The sequence below is a fragment of the Pragia fontium DSM 5563 = ATCC 49100 genome, from assembly GCF_900112475.1.
Lineage (GTDB): Bacteria > Pseudomonadota > Gammaproteobacteria > Enterobacterales > Enterobacteriaceae > Pragia > Pragia fontium.
Map to the genome: position 1 here is coordinate 104,382 of NZ_FOLW01000006.1, position 17,733 is coordinate 122,114.

Genomic DNA, 17,733 nt, shown 5'->3' on the forward strand with positions numbered 1-17,733 from the left:
TAAAAACAGTTGACACCAATCCATAAAACTAGTTTACTAGTACAAATTATCAAGCACAATAATCAGGTAATTATCATGATGACATGCACAGTAACAATGATTGATTGGTGGCGATTCATCCCTTAGCGGGTGGCCTGCTTGCGTCAATTTGTCATCAGATAAAGCAACATAGCCAGAGCCCGCAAAATGTGGGCTTTTTTATTGCCTAAAAATGATATGCACATGCTCAACAGAAACATTTAAATCGGCGTATAACCATGCAAACACATAAACCGACCTTGCAATTACTCACCGCAGAAACGCCTTATCGGAGCGATCCTACGGCAATCTTTACCCAGTTATGCAATAACCGCCCAGCAACATTGCTACTTGAGTCAGCCGAAGTCGACAGTAAACAAAATTTAAAGAGTCTGTTAGTGATTGACAGCGCGTTACGCATTACCGCGGAAGGCAACCGTGTAACATTACGTGCTTTAACCGACAATGGTAACGCCCTACTGATATTACTCGATAACCAGTTGCCAGCAGGTGTGGAAAATCACATAAGTCATCACAGGCGAGAACTAGTTTATCCCACCAATAACGACCTTCTGGATGAGGATGCACGTTTAAAATCGGTTTCGGTATTTGATGCATTACGTCAACTGTTGGTGCTGGTCAATGTCCCGCAAGATCAGCGCGAAGCGATGCTCTTAGGTGGGCTATTTGCTTACGATTTGGTTGCAGAATTTGAGAATTTACCCGCATTACACAGCGATCGGCGCTGTCCAGACTTCTGCTTTTATTTAGCCGAAACGTTATTGATTCTCGATCATCAGAACGGTGTATCCCGTTTGCAAGCTAGCCTGTTTAATCAGGATGCGAATGAACAGAAACGACTGGAAATACGTTTAGCTCAATTAAAAGAACAGCTAAGTCACCCAGCCTCAACGATCGCCGCACCAACCATTGCTGATATGACGTTAACTTGCGACCGCAGCGATGAGGAATATGGCGATATCGTTCGTCAGTTACAACAATCTATTCGTCACGGTGATATTTTTCAGGTCGTCCCTTCTCGCCGCTTTATGCTACCTTGCCCTTCTCCACTGGCCGCTTATCAGACATTAAAAGAGAGTAATCCAAGTCCTTATATGTTCTTTATGCAGGATGAAGACTTCTCACTATTTGGTGCATCTCCTGAGAGCGCCCTTAAGTATTCTTCCGAGAACCGTCAGATAGAAATTTATCCGATTGCGGGTACGCGTCCTCGTGGCCGACGTGCCGATGGGTCTCTGGATAAAGATTTAGACAGCCGCTTCGAGCTAGATATGCGTACCGATCATAAAGAACTGGCTGAACACATCATGCTCGTTGACTTAGCCCGTAATGATTTAGCCAGAATTTGTGAGGCCGGTAGTCGATATGTAGCCGATTTGACCAAAGTTGATCGCTACTCTTTTGTCATGCATCTGGTTTCAAGGGTGGTCGGCACGCTCAGAAACGATCTTGATGCCTTACACGCCTATCAAGCCTGTATGAATATGGGTACGCTCAGTGGTGCACCAAAAGTTAGAGCCATGCAGCTTATTGCCCAATATGAAGGGGTACGCCGCGGCAGCTATGGTGGCGCAGTTGGCTATATTACTGCCCATGGCGATCTTGATACCTGTATCGTTATTCGTTCTGCCTATGTTGAAGATGGCATCGCAACCATTCAGGCTGGCGCAGGCGTTGTGCTTGACTCTAACCCACAGGCTGAGGCGGATGAAACCCGCAGCAAAGCCCGAGCCGTATTGAGAGCGATTGCCACAGCTCATCAGGCTAAGGAGATTTTCTGATGGCTGATATTTTATTACTCGATAATATTGATTCCTTTACCTATAACTTGGTGGATCAACTGCGATCCGGCGGTCATAAGGTCACTATTTATCGTAATGTGGTGCCCGCTGAACTGATTATTGAGCGTCTTGGTCAGATGAATAAACCGATCCTGATGCTGTCTCCCGGTCCGGGGAAACCATCAGAAGCCGGATGTATGCCGCAATTGTTGCAGCAGCTGCGGGGAAAATTACCCATCATCGGAATTTGTCTTGGCCACCAAGCCATTGTTGAGGCTTATGGTGGTATCGTCAGCCAAGCTGGTGAAATACTGCATGGCAAATCCTCTCTCATTACCCATGATGGTTTAGCAATGTTTACTGGCCTACCTTCACCATTGCCCGTGGCCCGCTATCATTCTTTGGTTGGCAGCCATATTCCTACGGGGTTAACGGTTAATGCGCATGTTAACCAGATGGTAATGGCAGTACGAAACGACGAGGATAAAGTTTGTGGTTTTCAATTTCACCCAGAGTCAATCTTAACCACTCAAGGAGCCCGCTTGCTGGATCAAACTCTTGAGTGGGCGCTGTCGTAAGTCGAAAAGTCTTGCTAAGCACGATGAGCAATATTTTTATTTTTTTATGGCTAAATTAGTTGACAATAACCCATCAAACTAGTTTACTAGTACACAAGTTCAGTAAATCATTTAATACAGGCAAAATCATGATGACAGTTCAAATCGTTTTAAATCGTTGGTGGCGACCTCTCCTTTAGCGGGCGGCCTACTTGCAGCAATTTGTCATCAGATAAAGCAATTAGCCAGAAGCCCGCAATATGCGGGCTTTTTTATTGAATACGACTTTCCATAAAAGAAAAATAATGAATGACATCGGCGGAAATAACATGCAAACACAAAACAATATGCAACCTATCCTCAACAAATTATTCCGAGCCGAATCTTTAACTCAGCAGGAAAGTCAGGCTCTTTTCCGTGGTATTGCGCGTGGGGAGCTAGAGTCTTCTCAGTTGGCTGCGGCTTTAATCAGCATGAAAATTCGTGGTGAAACACCAGATGAAATTGCCGGTGCCGCGACAGCCTTCTTAGCCGATGCTCAACCATTCCCTCGCCCGGAATATGATTTTGCCGACATCGTCGGCACCGGTGGAGACGGTACCAACAGCATTAATATTTCAACCGCCAGTGCCTTTGTCGCCGCCGCATGCGGTATCAAAATTGCCAAACACGGTAACCGCAGCGTTTCCAGCCGTTCAGGATCGTCTGATTTACTGGCTGCTTTGGGGATTAAACTGGATTTACCCGCTGAGGCTTCTCGTCAGGCGCTGGACGATTTAGGCGTTTGTTTTCTGTTTGCACCTCAATATCACACCGGTTTTCGCCACGCGATACCGGTACGTCAACAGTTAAAAACCCGGACGTTATTTAATGTTCTGGGGCCGCTAATCAATCCGGCTCGTCCACAAAAGGCACTGATTGGTGTTTACAGCCCTGAGTTGGTTCGCCCGATTGCCGAAACGTTAAAAGTATTAGGCTATCAGCAGGCCGCAGTGGTACACGGTGGGGGTATGGATGAAGTCGCAATTCATGCACCCACTCAAGTCGCAGAATTACGCAATGGCGAGATTGAATGCTATGAATTAACCCATCGGGATTTTGGCCTTAATCAGTTCACCCTATCCGACCTGGAAGGTGGAACACCTGAAGAAAACCGTGACATTTTGTCCCGCTTACTACAAGGTAAAGGCGAATTAGCTCACGCTTCTGCGGTTGCGGCCAATGTGGCAGTATTAATGAGACTTTTCGGACAGGACGATCTGCGTATTAACACACAACGGGCAATGGATATAATTAATAGTGGCGCTGCTTTTGAACGCGTTCAAGCCCTGGCAGCGAGAGGATAAATGATGCAGGAAACGGTTTTAACACGCATTGTACGTGACAAACAACTTTGGTTAGCTGAGCGACGTCAACAACAGCCTCTTGAGAGTTTTCGTCATAAGGTTGTTGCCAGTGAACGGAACTTCTATCAGGCCTTAACCAGCGATAACGCGGTATTTATCCTGGAATGCAAAAAGGCATCGCCATCAAAGGGACTGATTCGTCAGAACTTTGATCCGCGAGCCATCGCTGAAAGTTACCGCAACTTTGCTTCCGTCATTTCAGTACTGACCGATGAAAAATATTTTCAAGGTAGTTTTGATTACCTGACGATGGTTAGCAATCAAGTCCATCAGCCAGTCTTATGTAAAGACTTTATTATTGATGCTTATCAGATCTATCTGGCACGCTTCTATCAGGCTGATGCCATCCTATTGATGCTTTCAGTACTGGATGATGAACAATACACCGCTCTGGCTGCCGTTGCCCACTCCCTCAATATGGGCGTGCTGACCGAGGTCAGCAATGAAGAGGAACTACAGCGCGCCATTGATTTACAAGCCCGAGTTGTCGGTATTAATAATCGGGATTTACGCGACCTGTCCATTGACCTTAACCGCACGCGCACCATGGCGCCACGGCTATCGGCATCAACAATTGTGATCAGTGAGTCAGGTATCCATAATTATCAGCAAATTCGCGAACTGAGCCAATATGCCAATGGGTTCCTGATCGGTAGCGCGCTGATGTCAGAACCTGAACTAGACTTGGCTATTCGTCGTATTATTTTTGGTGCGAATAAAGTATGTGGTCTGACCCGTGAGGAAGATGCCACCGCCGCTTACAATGCGGGTGCAGTTTATGGCGGTTTAATCTTTGTCGGTAAATCACCACGCTATATCGACTTAGTTCAAGCGGAAAAAGTCGTCGCGGCAGCACCGCTAAAATGGGTAGGCGTTTTCAGCAATGCACAACTGGAAGCCATCACTCTGGCGACTGAACGACTGAACCTTTCGGTGATTCAGTTGCATGGTAATGAAGATGCTCAATATATTGCTGATTTACGTGCCCGCCTTCCGCAACACTGCCAGATCTGGAAAGCACAAAGCGTAACCGACACACTGCCAGAATTAAACAATCCCGATATTGACCACTATCTGCTGGATAACGGCGCAGGTGGAACGGGGCAGGCATTTGATTGGCAACTGCTTAAAGACCAGCAACTGCACAATATTGTTTTGGCCGGTGGTTTAAACCCGACCAACGTCACTGATGCAGTTGAGCTGGGTTGTTGTGGCTTGGATTTCAACTCCGGTTTGGAAAGTCAGCCGGGCCATAAAGATATAGCGAAAATTAACGCAGTATTCAGCATACTACGTCAGTATTAATAACGATAAAAGTAGAAGACAAGGGATATCAAATGACATTACTTAACCCCTATTTCGGCGAATTTGGTGGGATGTATGTACCACAAATTCTTATGCCGGCTTTACAGCAATTGGAAGAAGCCTTTGTCAGCGCACAACGCGATCCGGCCTTTCACAGTGAGTTTCAAGAATTATTAACCAACTATGCCGGTCGGCCAACGCCCCTCACCCTGTGTCGTAATTTAACCGCAGGCACCAAAACTAAACTTTACCTCAAGCGTGAAGATTTATTGCATGGCGGCGCACATAAGACCAATCAGGTATTAGGTCAGGCTTTGCTGGCCAAACGCATGGGTAAAACCGAAATTATTGCCGAGACCGGTGCCGGTCAGCACGGCGTGGCCACCGCACTGGCTTGTGCATTGCTGGACTTGAAATGTCGTATCTATATGGGGGCTAAAGACGTACAGCGTCAGTCACCTAACGTCTTCAGAATGCGCCTGATGGGTGCCGAAGTGATTCCAGTTCACAGTGGTTCAGCAACCCTGAAAGATGCCTGTAATGAAGCATTACGCGACTGGTCTGGTAGCTATGAAAAAGCACACTACCTACTCGGTACCGCCGCTGGCCCACATCCATACCCTACGATGGTTCGCGAGTTCCAACGCATGATTGGTGAAGAAACCAAAGCACAGATGAAAGAGCGTGAAGATTGCCAGCCAGATGCGGTTTTAGCCTGTATTGGCGGTGGCTCTAACGCTATCGGTATGTTTGCTGATTTCATTGATGAAAGCAGCGTGAGATTGATTGGTGTTGAACCGGCAGGACTCGGTATCGAAACTGGTCAGCACGGTGCTACGTTGAAACACGGTCGTGTGGGCATCTATTTCGGTATGAAATCCCCAATGATGCAAACCAATGAAGGTCAGATTGAAGAGTCTTACTCTATCTCCGCTGGTCTGGACTTCCCATCCGTTGGGCCACAGCATGCTTATCTGGACAGTATTGGCCGTGCGGAATACGTTTCCATTACTGATGACGAAGCCTTAGAAGCCTTTAAACTGCTCTCTCGCCGCGAAGGTATTATTCCTGCACTGGAGTCTTCTCACGCCCTGGCCTATGCCTTAAAAATGATTGCTGCCGAACCTGAAAAAGAACAGATTTTGGTGGTTAACCTATCAGGACGTGGAGATAAAGACATTTTTACCGTCCATGATATTTTGCAAGCGCGGGGAGAAATCTAATGAATCGTTATCAACAGCTTTTTAATCGTCTGGCGACTAAAAATGAAGGTGCATTCATTCCCTTTGTTACCTTAGGCGATCCTAACCCTGAGCTTTCACTACAAATTATCGATACCTTAGTTGCCGCCGGTGCCGATGCTCTGGAGCTGGGTATCCCTTTCTCCGACCCACTGGCAGATGGTCCAACCATCCAAAGCGCGACCCTACGCGCCTTTGACGCTGGAGTGACACCGTCACTTTGCTTTGACCTGCTGGCGAAAATTCGGGCGAAATATCCAGAGATTCCTATTGGTTTACTGATGTATGCCAATCTGGTATTTACCCGTGGAATTGACGATTTCTATCAGCGCTGTGCCGATGTTGGAGTTGATTCGGTACTGGTAGCTGATGCGCCGATGGAGGAATCAACACCATTCCGTCTATCCGCTCAACGTCACAGCATTTTACCTATCTTTATTTGCCCACCGAATGCCGATGATGATTTACTGCGTCAGATCGCTTCTCACGGCCGCGGATATACCTACCTACTCTCGCGCGCAGGCGTAACCGGTGCGGAGAATAAAGCCCATCAGCCACTAGAACATCTGGTGAGTAAACTGAAGGAATATAATGCGGCGCCATCTATTCAAGGGTTCGGCATTTCAGAACCGGCACAGGTTAAAGCTGCGCTGGATAGCGGTGCTGCTGGAGCTATTTCTGGCTCGGCAATCGTAAAAATTATTGAGCAGCATCAGCAACAGCCAAAAGTACTATTGGAAACGCTGGCTGAATTTGTGCACAATATGAAAGCGGCCACGCGCGGTAATTAATCTTTCTCATTTCAATAAAACGATCGGAGAATGGGTAACTATTCTCCGATTTTTTATTCTAGTCCGTTGATAAATAGGTGTTGCACTCAGTTACTCTTCATGGGGTTTACGCAATATGTTAAAAAATTACCTATGTTATTTCTGTGTTTTTTCTACATTGCAAATGTGAATGCCGGAAGCATCAACCCAGGTAGATGGAATAAAAACGTTTAACTGATCGGCATTAACGCTATCTACGCTGTTTTATTATGTTCGGCAGCATACATCGACAGGTAATAATTAAAATTTTCATCCCTCTCAATGCCCAACGCGCCAAAAACTTCCACCATAAAGCTGACTGGAGCGGTACCGGGTGCCGTGACAACATGACGATCGGCAACGGCATAAGGGACATTTTGGTAATAGGCCGCCCCGGCATAATTGAGTTGAGATAAGTTTTCTGCTGAATTGGAGGTATGACGAAGATGATCAAGCAATCCTGCTTGTGCCAATACTCGGGTACCATCGCAAATGCCGGCAACCACAATATTTTTCTTATGGGCGGCAAGAAGCAGTTCGCTGATATCTGGCGCCTTATTGGTTTGCCAAATAGTCCCGCCACAGACAATTAGCAAATCAAAACTATCGAGGGCAATGTCTTCAATCGCTAAATGTGGAGTAACCAGCATCCCGCTGGAAGAGGTAACCGGCACACCGCCAGGCGTAGCAAAACGCGTCTCAAAACCGTAATAACCACGGCCGACGGAATTGGTTAAGGCAATTTCCCAATCAGAAAAATTCTCAGTAAGAATAGTAATAACGCGTTTCATTGTGTGTCCTTGATGGTATTGGTTTGCGGAATTCTCATTCCTGCGGCAATACATAGAATAATCAACATGACTGTCAGTTTCTGTCAGTAGTCAGCCTTGACCAAAAGGTTTACACCTTAAGACACGTATACCTTCTTACTTTTCTATCACTCGCCCCAATGGCAGAACAAAACTAAACTCACTGCCCTGACCCGGCTGGCTTTCAATATTTAGCTGTGAGTCATGATGATTTAAAGCGTGTTTAACAATCGCCAATCCCAAACCGCTACCGCCGGTTTGGCTGGAACGTGATGGATCGACCCGATAGAAACGCTCCGTCAGATGAGCAATATGCTCCCGACTAATACCGGAACCATTATCTCTAACGCTAAATTTTGCACCGCGAGGCGTTAATGACCAACTCACGCGGATTTCTGTTCCCTCGGGAGTATGATTAATGGCGTTATACACCAGATTAGACATCGCGCTATAAAGCTGTTCTTGATTACCGGCAACCTGTAGCTGTGGCTCAATATCAAAATGAATTTGCTGGCGTTGATTGCTTAATATCTCAGCTTCACGGAATAAGGTATCCAACAATACCGGAACGTTGATTGTTTCATTGAACTGATAGCGAGGAGCGGCTTCAATACGTGATAGAGTCAATAGCTGGTTGACCAAACTGCTCATTCGTTCAGTCTGCCCTTTCATACTGGCTAAAGCTTTCTGGCGTATATCCGCTCGAGTTTCATCATCAAGCATCTCCAGATAACCCTGAAGTACGGTTAATGGCGTTTTCAGTTCATGGCTAACGTTGGTGAAAAACTTACGCCGCACCTCTTCCAATTGGCGTATTTGCGACACATCACGTGCAGAAATCAGTAAGTTGCCTTCATCATAGGACATGACTCGAAATTCAATATAGCTACCATTGTTAAACCCCAGCGTTAATGGCTCATCAAAAACTTTATGATTAATAAAATCAGCAAACTGCGGATAGCGAATTAAATTAAGAATATGTTGACCATTATCTTCCGGCCAGCGAAATCCCAACATTTGCTGTGCCAGCCGATTACACCAAAAGATATGCCCGCTCTCAGTGCTCAGCACGACCGCATCCGGTAAAGATTCGGCTCCACTGCGAAAACGCTTAATCAACGAGGTCAATTCACGACGCCGCTGTCGATTGCGATGCTGCATTTGATATAAGCCATAAAATAACGGTTCCCAGCTACCTCTACCCGGCGGTGGCATAATGCTGCGATCCAGCCATAGCCAACGAGAGAGTTTGAGCAGGTTATAAAAATGCCACAGCAGCGCACAAGATACCGAGATCAATAACAGCAGCGTCAAATGACCGATAAACAGGCTAAGTAATAGCGCCGGAAGACAAAACAGTAATAATTCAACAACAATTTTCTTCCACGACAAACGTTCTAGCACAAAGGCGTCCCTAATTTGATAGGTTAAAAGCGCGTTGAAAAACGGTAGCCCGAACCGCGTACGGTTTGCAGCATTTTATCATAGCCGCTGGACTCTAACGTTTTACGTAAACGACGCATAAATACATCAACCGTACGATCCTCAACATAAACGTTGGTTCCCCATACTTGGTTTAACAACTGCTCACGGCTATATACCCGCTCAGGATGGCTCATAAAGAAGTGTAATAGCTTATACTCGGTAGGCCCCATCTCCAGCGGCACATCGTTTGCCATCACTCGGTGCGATGAGGGATCAAGGATTAATCCGTTAAAGGAAATAGATTCATGTTCCGGCATCGGAGAACTACGGCGCATAACCGCTTTAATACGCGCCAATAATTCTTTTGGCGAAAACGGTTTGGTAACATAGTCATCGGCGCCCGACTCCAGCCCCAGCACTCGGTCTTCTTCTTCGCCGCGGGCAGTCAGCATCACAATGGGGATATCGCGGGTCAAGGCCTCCCGCTTCATAGACTTAATCAGTTGAATACCTGAACCACCGGGCAACATCCAATCCAATAACACCAGATCGGGAAATGGTTCAGTCAATAACGTTTGGGCAATAGAAATATCGGCTGCCTCAATAGATTGGTAGCCATGCTGTTCAAGAACCAGAGAAATCATTTCCCGAATTGGTGCTTCATCCTCAACCACCAGTATGCGTTTTATCATGCGGGCTCTGCTCTTTGTTGTTTTATCAACACAATGCAAGTTGAATAATTATAGTGCATTTGCATTATGCTACAGATATATGACATTTTTATGACGTTAACCATCTTTTAATCTTAATCAATCTCGATGTTAAGTGGTTCTTAAGCTTCCCGCTGCGTATAATCTTTGCTGATAACCGTTGCTAGAGAGGATTCATGCGCATTATTCACACGTCTGACTGGCATCTTGGCCAATATTTTTTTACCAAAAGCCGGGCTCCAGAACACGCGGCATTTTTGCGCTGGTTAACAGAACAGGTTAAACAACATCAGGTTGATGCCATTATCGTTGCCGGGGATATCTTCGATACCACCTCGCCACCCAGCTATGCCCGTGAGCTGTACAATCAATTTATCGTTGAGTTGCAGCAAACCCACTGTCAATTAGTGGTTCTGGGCGGAAACCATGACTCTGTCGCCATGCTTAATGAATCCCGACAGCTGTTAACCTACCTCAATACCCAAGTTATCGCTGGCGTTACGCCGCAGCCTGAACAACAGGTGATTGAGCTACATGATGCTCAGGGAAAACCCGCTGCACTGGTATGTGCCATTCCTTTTGTTCGCCCTCGGGATATTGTTATCAGTCAGGCTGGCCAGTCCGCTCAGGAGAAACAGCAGTCGCTGTTAGAGGCCATTGCTGAACATTACCGACAAATTTATCAATTGGCACAGGATAAACAACACCAATATCCTACACCTTTGCCAATTATTGTTACCGGACATCTCACCACCGTTGGCGCCTCAACCACTGACTCGGTACGTGAGATCTATATTGGAACGTTGGATGCCTTTCCGGCTCAGCTATTTCCGCCGGCTGACTACATTGCCCTTGGTCACATTCATCGGCCGCAAATCGTCGCTAAATCAGACTATATCCGTTATTCCGGCTCCCCCATCCCCCTGAGCTTTGATGAAGCCAATCAGGAAAAAAGTGTGGTACTGGTAGATTTTAATCAGGGGCTTCAACCGCAGATAACCCTGCTGCCCATTCCGGAATTTCAACCTATGCGCTTAATTAAAGGCGATATTGATGAAATCAAAAGTGCCCTGAACGCTTTTCATGATTATCAGGGAGAAAAAACGGTTTGGTTGGACATTGAAGTAAACTCTCGCCTCTATCTGAACGATTTACAGCGACAAATTCAGCAGTTAGCCGAAACTTTACCCGTTGATGTGGTATTGCTACGCCGCAGTAAAGCGCTGACTCAACAGGCTATTCAACGTCAAGAAAAAGAAACCCTGTCAGAATTAACGGTAAACGACGTTTTTGAACGCCGTTTGGCTTTGGATAAAGACGAAAATGATAGCGACCAACAGCGAGAATGCCGAATACAGCAGCTCTTCCGCACGGTGGTAAATGAGATGGCCGAGGAAAATCAATCAACGGCAAAGGATGATACATTATGAGAATTCTCAGCCTGCGCCTGAAAAACATTAACTCGCTGAAAGATGAATGGAAAATCGACTTTACCCAAGCGCCGTTCTGCGACAATGCCCTGTTTGCTATTACCGGCGCCACCGGTGCAGGGAAAACCACCCTGTTGGATGCCATTTGTCTGGCGCTGTATCATAAAACGCCGCGCCTTAGCCCCAGCCCGACCCAAAATGAATTAATGACCCACCATACTGCCGAATCACTGGCGGAAGTAGAATTTGAAGTCCAAGGGATTGGCTATCGTGCGTTTTGGAGTCAACGTCGAGCCAAAGGCAGCGCCGAAGGTAACTTACAAACGCCGAAGGTGGAACTGGCCTATTTAAGCGATGGTAAGATTATTACCGATAAAATTCGCGATAAGCTTGAGCTAACCTCTCAGATTACCGGTCTGGACTTTAGCCGGTTCACAAAATCCATGTTGCTATCGCAGGGCGAATTTGCAGCTTTTCTCAATGCCGATCCTAATGAGCGAGCTGAATTACTGGAAGAGCTCACCGGCACAGAAATTTACGGTCAGATTTCAGAACAGGTCTTCCTGCGCCATAAAGAGGCCAGAAACCAGTTAGATACTCTGCAAGCATTGCTGGGCGGAGTTCAAATCTTATCAGAAAACGACCGTCAAACGTTGGAGCAACAGGTTACGCAGCTATTGATCCAGGAAAAACAGCTCAATCAACAATCTCAACAGCAACTGAGTCACAAACAATGGCTGGAGAAGCAACAAGACTACCAGCGTATTGAAACTGAATGCCGGGCTCAATTAACCCACGCTCAACAACAATTACAACAGCAACAACCGTTACTGGATAAGTTGCAACAAAATGAACCAGCAGAGAAACTTCGCCCACTTTACAACGAGCGACAACGGTTACAGCAAGAATTAAAGCAGATGACCAGTGAACTGGATAAAACCGCCCAGTTAGCGTCATCTCTCAAGCAAGAAACCAGTCTGGCTCAAGCCAATCTGGAACAAATAGAACAACAACGTGCTACGCAGTTAAAACAGCATCAACAAACCCGCGATCTGATAAATAATCAAATTACCCCCCTCGATGTACAGATCGAGAGCAAAACTCGTGAACAGATTCAGCTCAATACACAGTGGGAAAGTTTAAAACAACAGCAAACGATCCAGCAAACGGCGGTCAATAACGGTATTGAGCAGCAGCGAGTATTACTTACCCAACAAGACACGATTAGCCAATATTTTTCGCTTCACTCCCCTCATCAGTATTGGGGAGAAAATTTATCCCTATGGCAGCAACAACTTGGTCAGCTTAGCCGACAATATCCCGAGTTAAACGTTGTAAAACAGCAAATAGCGCATAAACATGCTGAGATTGCACAGCTTAATCAGCAGCTGAAAGAAGTGACATTGTCACAAGCCCAGAGCCAAACCGATCTACATCACTTACAGCAAACTTTTGACAAGACCGACGCTGAGTACCTGCGCATGCTATCACAGCAAGATTTAACCACTCTGAAGCAACAGCGCGATAGTTTCAGCCAAACTCGAGATATTCAACAAACGCTAATTCAATTGAATCAACGTTATCAGGAAACCCATAAACAGTATCAAAACGCACAGCAGCAGCTGGCTGAAATCACACTTAATATACAGCAGCTTAATGCAGATTTACTGATTAAACGCCAGCAATATGCCGATAAGAAAATCCATCTGGCGGATCTGGAAAAATTATCAGAACAGGAAAAATTAATTATCCGTTTTGAACAAGAAAGAGCCCAGTTAAAACCCGGCTCCCCTTGCCCGCTATGTGGTTCAGTGCAACACCCTTTGCTTAACCAACATCAATCCAATCAACCAACGGATACTGAACAGCGGTTAAATCAGTTAAACACTGAACTACAGGTACTGCATGATGCAGGTATTGAGATAAAAAGCCGGATCACCCTGCAAACAGAGCAGCACAATCGACTTCAACCAGAATCGGATGTATTACAACAAAATCAACAGCGAATAGCAGAGCAATGGTCTCAATCCTGTCAACGGCTATCCCTAAGTTTTGCCATTAGCGACAATATACAGTTTGAAGCTTATCTGGAAGGTTTTCGTGTTCAGGAACAGCAGCTTTATCAGCAAATTAATCTGCTGGAACAGGCTGAACAGCATTGGTTACAGCAAAAAGAACGACTTAATAAGCAGCAAATAGTGGTTAAAGAAGCCCTACAGCGCGTGACCTTACTGACACAAGATATTGCTTATCAAAGTCAGAACAGTCAGCAATTAGAGCAAACGCTGCAAAACTTGCAGAATAACTATCATGAGCTGCTAGCCCTGCTGCAAACCAATCTTGCTGCATACCAACTCCCCATGCCTGAAGCCGAACAGTATCAACAGTGGTTAACTGACCGGAAATCCGAATGGCAGCAGTGGCAAACCTATGTCATTCATCAGAAAGAGATTGACCAACAGCTGTCCGTACTTAATACCGATATCACTGCGGGAAAAACCCGGCTGGAAAATCTTACTCTACAGATTGAACAAAGTAGTGCTCAGTTAAATGCTCATAACAATGAACTCCAGCGGCTAAAACAGCAGCGGTTCGAACTCTTTGGTGATCAACAGACTGAACATATTAACCAGCAGCTTCAGTTGGAGCAGCAGACCCTTGAACAAACGCTGAATCAAACCAGAGATTGCTGGCAACAGTCTCATAATCGCTGGGTTGCTCTGAATGGGCAGCTATCAACTCTCCATCAACAGCAACAGTTGAAAATAGCGTCGGTGACTGATGTAGAAAACCAATTTACGCTGGCATTACAAGACAGTGAATTTAGCCATGAAACCGCCTTCCTGACGGCTTTACTGTCTGAAGATGAACGCCAACAGCTTACCAGCGAAAAAGAACGATTGCTGACGGGTTTAAATCAGGCGCATACCTTATTGAATGAAGCAGAGAAACGGCTACAGTCGCATGTGGCAACTCAACCTTCACATCTGGATATTAACATCCCCATTAATGAGCTCGAGCAGCAGTTAGCCAATCTGTCGCAGGAAAGCAAAGCCAACAGCATACGCCAGGGTGAAATTCGCCAACAGTTAGACAATGACCAGAAAAATCAGCAAAATCAACAATCTTTGGTTACACAAATTGAGCAATATCAGCAGCAGCTTGATGATTGGTCTTATTTGAATAATCTCATCGGTTCCAGTGATGGGGCAAAATTTCGTAAGTTTGCCCAAGGTCTCACTCTTGATCATCTAGTCTATCTGGCTAACCAACAGCTTAACCGGCTGCATGGCCGCTATTTGTTACAGCGTAAAGAGAATAGCGCGCTGGAGTTACAGGTGGTTGATACCTGGCAAGCTGATAATATACGCGATACCCGCACCCTTTCCGGTGGCGAAAGTTTTCTGGTGAGTCTGGCTTTGGCGCTGGCGCTATCAGATTTAGTGAGCCATAAAACCAGTATTGACTCACTGTTCCTGGATGAAGGATTTGGTACGCTGGACGCAGAAACGCTGGATGTGGCACTTGATGCACTGGATAACCTGAACGCCAGTGGTAAAATTATCGGGGTCATCAGCCATATTGATGCCATGAAAGAACGCATTCCGGTGCAAATCAGGGTTAAAAAGGTGAATGGCTTGGGCATCAGCAGGTTAGATGAGCAGTTCAGACATTAATCACTTTATCTATTTGTTTAGTCAGCATCATTGACCAAAATTAGCGCAAGAAGCATGATGATTGGTTATGATGGTGACTATGTTTATACAGAGCATCGCTCTTCTTAATGGAAATAATTATGTTGTGGTTTAAAAATTTAATGGTTTACCGCCTTAGCCGTGATATTCATCTTTCTGCTGATGAAATGGAAAAACAGCTAAAACCGTTAACCTTTAGCCCTTGTGGCAGTCAGGATATGGCTAAAACCGGCTGGGTTTCTCCGCTGGGATCTCACAGCGACGCCTTAACTCATGCCTCCGGCAATCAGATTCTGATTACCGCGCGTAAAGAAGAGAAAATATTACCGGCACCGGTAATTAAACAGGCACTACAGGCCAAAATCGAAAAGTTGGAAGCCGAACAACACCGTAAGCTAAAAAAGACTGAGAAAGATGCACTAAAAGATGAAGTGCTTCATTCCCTGCTTCCTCGCGCCTTCAGTCGTTTCAACCAAACCAGCCTGTGGATTGATACGGTAAATGGCCTGATTATTGTTGATGCCGCCAGCGCCAAACGCGCTGAAGACACCTTAGCACTATTGCGTAAAAGCCTGGGCTCATTACCCGTAGTCCCACTAACGTTGGAAAGCCCTATCGAATTAACGCTGACTGAATGGGTCCGTTCAGGTAATGTCCCTGCCGGCTTTATTTTGCAGGATGAGGCTGAATTAAAAGCTATTCTGGAAGGTGGTGGCGTTATTCGCTGTAAAGCTCAGGAATTGGTGAGTGATGAAATTGCTGTTCATATCGAAGCTGGAAAATTAGTGACTAAACTGGCTCTGGAATGGAGTGAGCGAATTCAATTTGTCCTATCCGATGACGGTAGCTTGAAGCGCCTTAAATTTACAGAAACGTTACGTGACCAGAATCAGGATATTGATAAAGAGGATTACGCGGCCCGTTTCGATGCCGACTTTGCGTTAATGACCGGTGAGGTTTCCTTATTAATTAAACAGTTAATCGAGGCATTGGGCGGAGAACATAAAGAATAACTTATACCTAATACGTGTTAATAGTACTGATGGAGATGCTAGACTATCCCCATTGTTACTATTAACACAACAATAATTACATTACGTAACCCTAATTTTAACCTGCAACTTGGTGCAGTAACGTGTAAAATAAGCTAACTTACAGTTAAAAACACCACGTACGAATGGATTACCGGAGGGAACGTTTGCATAACTATATCATTAATGACCGAGTGTTATTTAACACTTATACTGGAGTCCTGAGTCGTCTTGATGATCCCAAGCAATTAAGTACGCTAAGTAGTCATGCTAAACAGTTATTTCTGCGCCTGATTGATAGTGGTTACCAAATAATCCCTTTTGAACAGCTGTCTGTTGACGTTAAAGAACGGTCAGACTTACCCAATGTTAACGCCCAAATTACGGCTGAATTAGATAACATCGTTAAATCTTTTCAACAAATTGGCGAATATGAGCCAATGATGATTGTCTATTCATACGGTGTTCAGCTCTCTACTGACGTCGAACTTAAGGTTATCTCCAGTTACCGCTCCTTTAATGAAAATGAACGAGAAAAACCCTATATTGCCAAAGAATCAGTAATTGATTCTACCGTTACTCTCGATGGGCCAACGATTCCAGTTAAATCAAAAAACAACCGCTTTATTTGGTATTACACTCGTATTGTTTTGGTCATCTCGCTGTCTATTTTTTTACTTTATTTTGCGCTGAATTTATTTTCCTCCAAACCTGATTATTTTGCCGATTATCACTATCAAGGCAAATATCAGTAATGCAGCGTATTTATTCATAATCAAAAGCCCACCGATCTGGTGCATCTGAAACTCCGTCTGGAAGAGTTTAACGTTGCCTGTGATACTCCCCATAATATCTACGTGAGTATACCGGCTGACGATAGACGAGAATCGTATCAAGTTTGTGGTGGTAATCCAGATCAAGAGCAAGCCCCTTGTGTAAGCTATTATGTGGTGAAAGTTAAATGAGAAATATAAAGTTAACCGTCATTACTACACTTATTGTTACTGCCCTGTTTTTTAGTGGTATTTATCTGTTTTACTTTAGCCATCAAAACAACTTTAGTTGCTCAACTAATGCCACGTTTTTATTCGAAACCAATAAGCAAGAAAGTGAAGCGCTGATGGTTTCCCATATGCGATTTCGTTTTAACAACGGTAAAGGCATTAATCTGATAACCGGATACTTACAATTTAGCGGGCGAGAATACGTGATTAATCGTAAAGTCATGTTTGACTATACCACCAACAAAAATCACAGTTATTCGCTGATCAATACCGACGTTATTATGGAAAAAACGGATAATTTACCTAAAGATTTAGCTGAGCGTTATCTTTATCGTTTTAGCGCAGAGAAGCACGGCTCGACTCACCTAACCATTATTAATATGAATAGCGGAAAAAAATTATTCAGCAGCGGCACCCTGCCGTATTTCATCTGTGAATAAGTTATCTGGCCATTCCATGGCCGGATAAATGCCCTGACGCTAAACTAAAAG

Annotated in this window: 12 protein-coding genes, 2 pseudogenes and 2 other annotated features; of the genes and pseudogenes, 11 read left to right on the top strand and 3 right to left on the bottom strand. The window is 45.2% G+C overall.

Annotated features, from left to right (window positions below; all coding sequences use genetic code 11):
* Positions 1-99: 99 nt before the first annotated feature.
* Positions 100-202, top strand: a sequence feature (Trp leader region).
* A gap of 55 nt (positions 203-257) precedes the next feature.
* The 6 genes and pseudogenes from BMZ28_RS10435 to trpA all read left to right on the top strand — a co-directional run bounded on the left by BMZ28_RS10435 (position 258) and on the right by trpA (position 7,120).
* Positions 258-1,820: an anthranilate synthase component 1 gene (locus BMZ28_RS10435; RefSeq protein ID WP_074822968.1), complete on the top strand. Its 1,563-nt coding sequence runs from the start codon at positions 258-260 to the stop codon at positions 1,818-1,820.
* Positions 1,820-2,389, top strand: a pseudogene (locus BMZ28_RS10440) (glutamine amidotransferase-related protein); the annotation flags it as partial. The gene BMZ28_RS10435 and the pseudogene BMZ28_RS10440, both read left to right, overlap by 1 nt.
* Positions 2,390-2,550: 161 nt before the next feature.
* Positions 2,551-2,653: a sequence feature (Trp leader region), on the top strand.
* 65 nt (positions 2,654-2,718) lie between these two features.
* A pseudogene (gene trpD / locus BMZ28_RS10445) lies at positions 2,719-3,723 on the top strand (anthranilate phosphoribosyltransferase); the annotation flags it as partial.
* A 3-nt stretch (positions 3,724-3,726) separates the two neighbouring features.
* Complete coding sequence (gene trpCF, locus BMZ28_RS10450) at positions 3,727-5,088, top strand: bifunctional indole-3-glycerol-phosphate synthase TrpC/phosphoribosylanthranilate isomerase TrpF (protein WP_074822973.1); 1,362 nt, start codon at positions 3,727-3,729, stop codon at positions 5,086-5,088.
* Positions 5,089-5,120: 32 nt separating this feature from the next.
* Entirely contained in the window at positions 5,121-6,311 is a 1,191-nt protein-coding gene (gene trpB, locus BMZ28_RS10455) for a tryptophan synthase subunit beta (RefSeq protein WP_074822977.1), read from the top strand.
* Complete coding sequence (gene trpA / locus BMZ28_RS10460) at positions 6,311-7,120, top strand: tryptophan synthase subunit alpha (protein WP_074822980.1); 810 nt, start codon at positions 6,311-6,313, stop codon at positions 7,118-7,120. Before trpB ends, trpA begins: the two co-directional genes overlap by 1 nt.
* A gap of 233 nt (positions 7,121-7,353) precedes the next feature.
* On the opposite strand, the gene BMZ28_RS10465 is transcribed toward trpA, so the two are convergent.
* From BMZ28_RS10465 to phoB, 3 genes are all read right to left on the bottom strand, one after another.
* On the bottom strand, positions 7,354-7,929 hold the full coding sequence (locus BMZ28_RS10465; RefSeq protein WP_074822983.1) for a type 1 glutamine amidotransferase family protein: 576 nt from the start codon (positions 7,927-7,929) through the stop codon (positions 7,354-7,356).
* 135 nt (positions 7,930-8,064) lie between these two features.
* A complete protein-coding gene (gene phoR / locus BMZ28_RS10470) occupies positions 8,065-9,351 on the bottom strand; it encodes a phosphate regulon sensor histidine kinase PhoR (protein ID WP_074822986.1) in 1,287 nt (428 codons plus the stop codon).
* A 23-nt stretch (positions 9,352-9,374) separates the two neighbouring features.
* Complete coding sequence (gene phoB / locus BMZ28_RS10475; RefSeq protein WP_047780932.1) at positions 9,375-10,064, bottom strand: phosphate regulon transcriptional regulator PhoB; 690 nt, start codon at positions 10,062-10,064, stop codon at positions 9,375-9,377.
* 194 nt (positions 10,065-10,258) lie between these two features.
* On the opposite strand from phoB, the gene sbcD reads away from it, so the two are divergent.
* The 5 genes from sbcD to BMZ28_RS10500 all read left to right on the top strand — a co-directional run bounded on the left by sbcD (position 10,259) and on the right by BMZ28_RS10500 (position 17,682).
* A complete protein-coding gene (sbcD, locus tag BMZ28_RS10480; protein ID WP_047780931.1) occupies positions 10,259-11,512 on the top strand; it encodes an exonuclease subunit SbcD in 1,254 nt (417 codons plus the stop codon).
* Entirely contained in the window at positions 11,509-15,189 is a 3,681-nt protein-coding gene (locus BMZ28_RS10485) for an AAA family ATPase (RefSeq protein ID WP_074822988.1), read from the top strand. Before sbcD ends, BMZ28_RS10485 begins: the two co-directional genes overlap by 4 nt.
* A gap of 119 nt (positions 15,190-15,308) precedes the next feature.
* Entirely contained in the window at positions 15,309-16,220 is a 912-nt protein-coding gene (gene rdgC, locus BMZ28_RS10490) for a recombination-associated protein RdgC (protein ID WP_074822991.1), read from the top strand.
* Between the two features lie 185 nt (positions 16,221-16,405).
* The gene (locus tag BMZ28_RS10495; protein ID WP_074822992.1) at positions 16,406-16,993 is read left to right on the top strand and encodes a hypothetical protein; all 588 of its coding nucleotides are present in this window, start codon (positions 16,406-16,408) and stop codon (positions 16,991-16,993) included.
* A 206-nt stretch (positions 16,994-17,199) separates the two neighbouring features.
* Positions 17,200-17,682: a FidL-like protein gene (locus tag BMZ28_RS10500; protein ID WP_074822995.1), complete on the top strand. Its 483-nt coding sequence runs from the start codon at positions 17,200-17,202 to the stop codon at positions 17,680-17,682.
* Positions 17,683-17,733 lie beyond the last annotated feature (51 nt).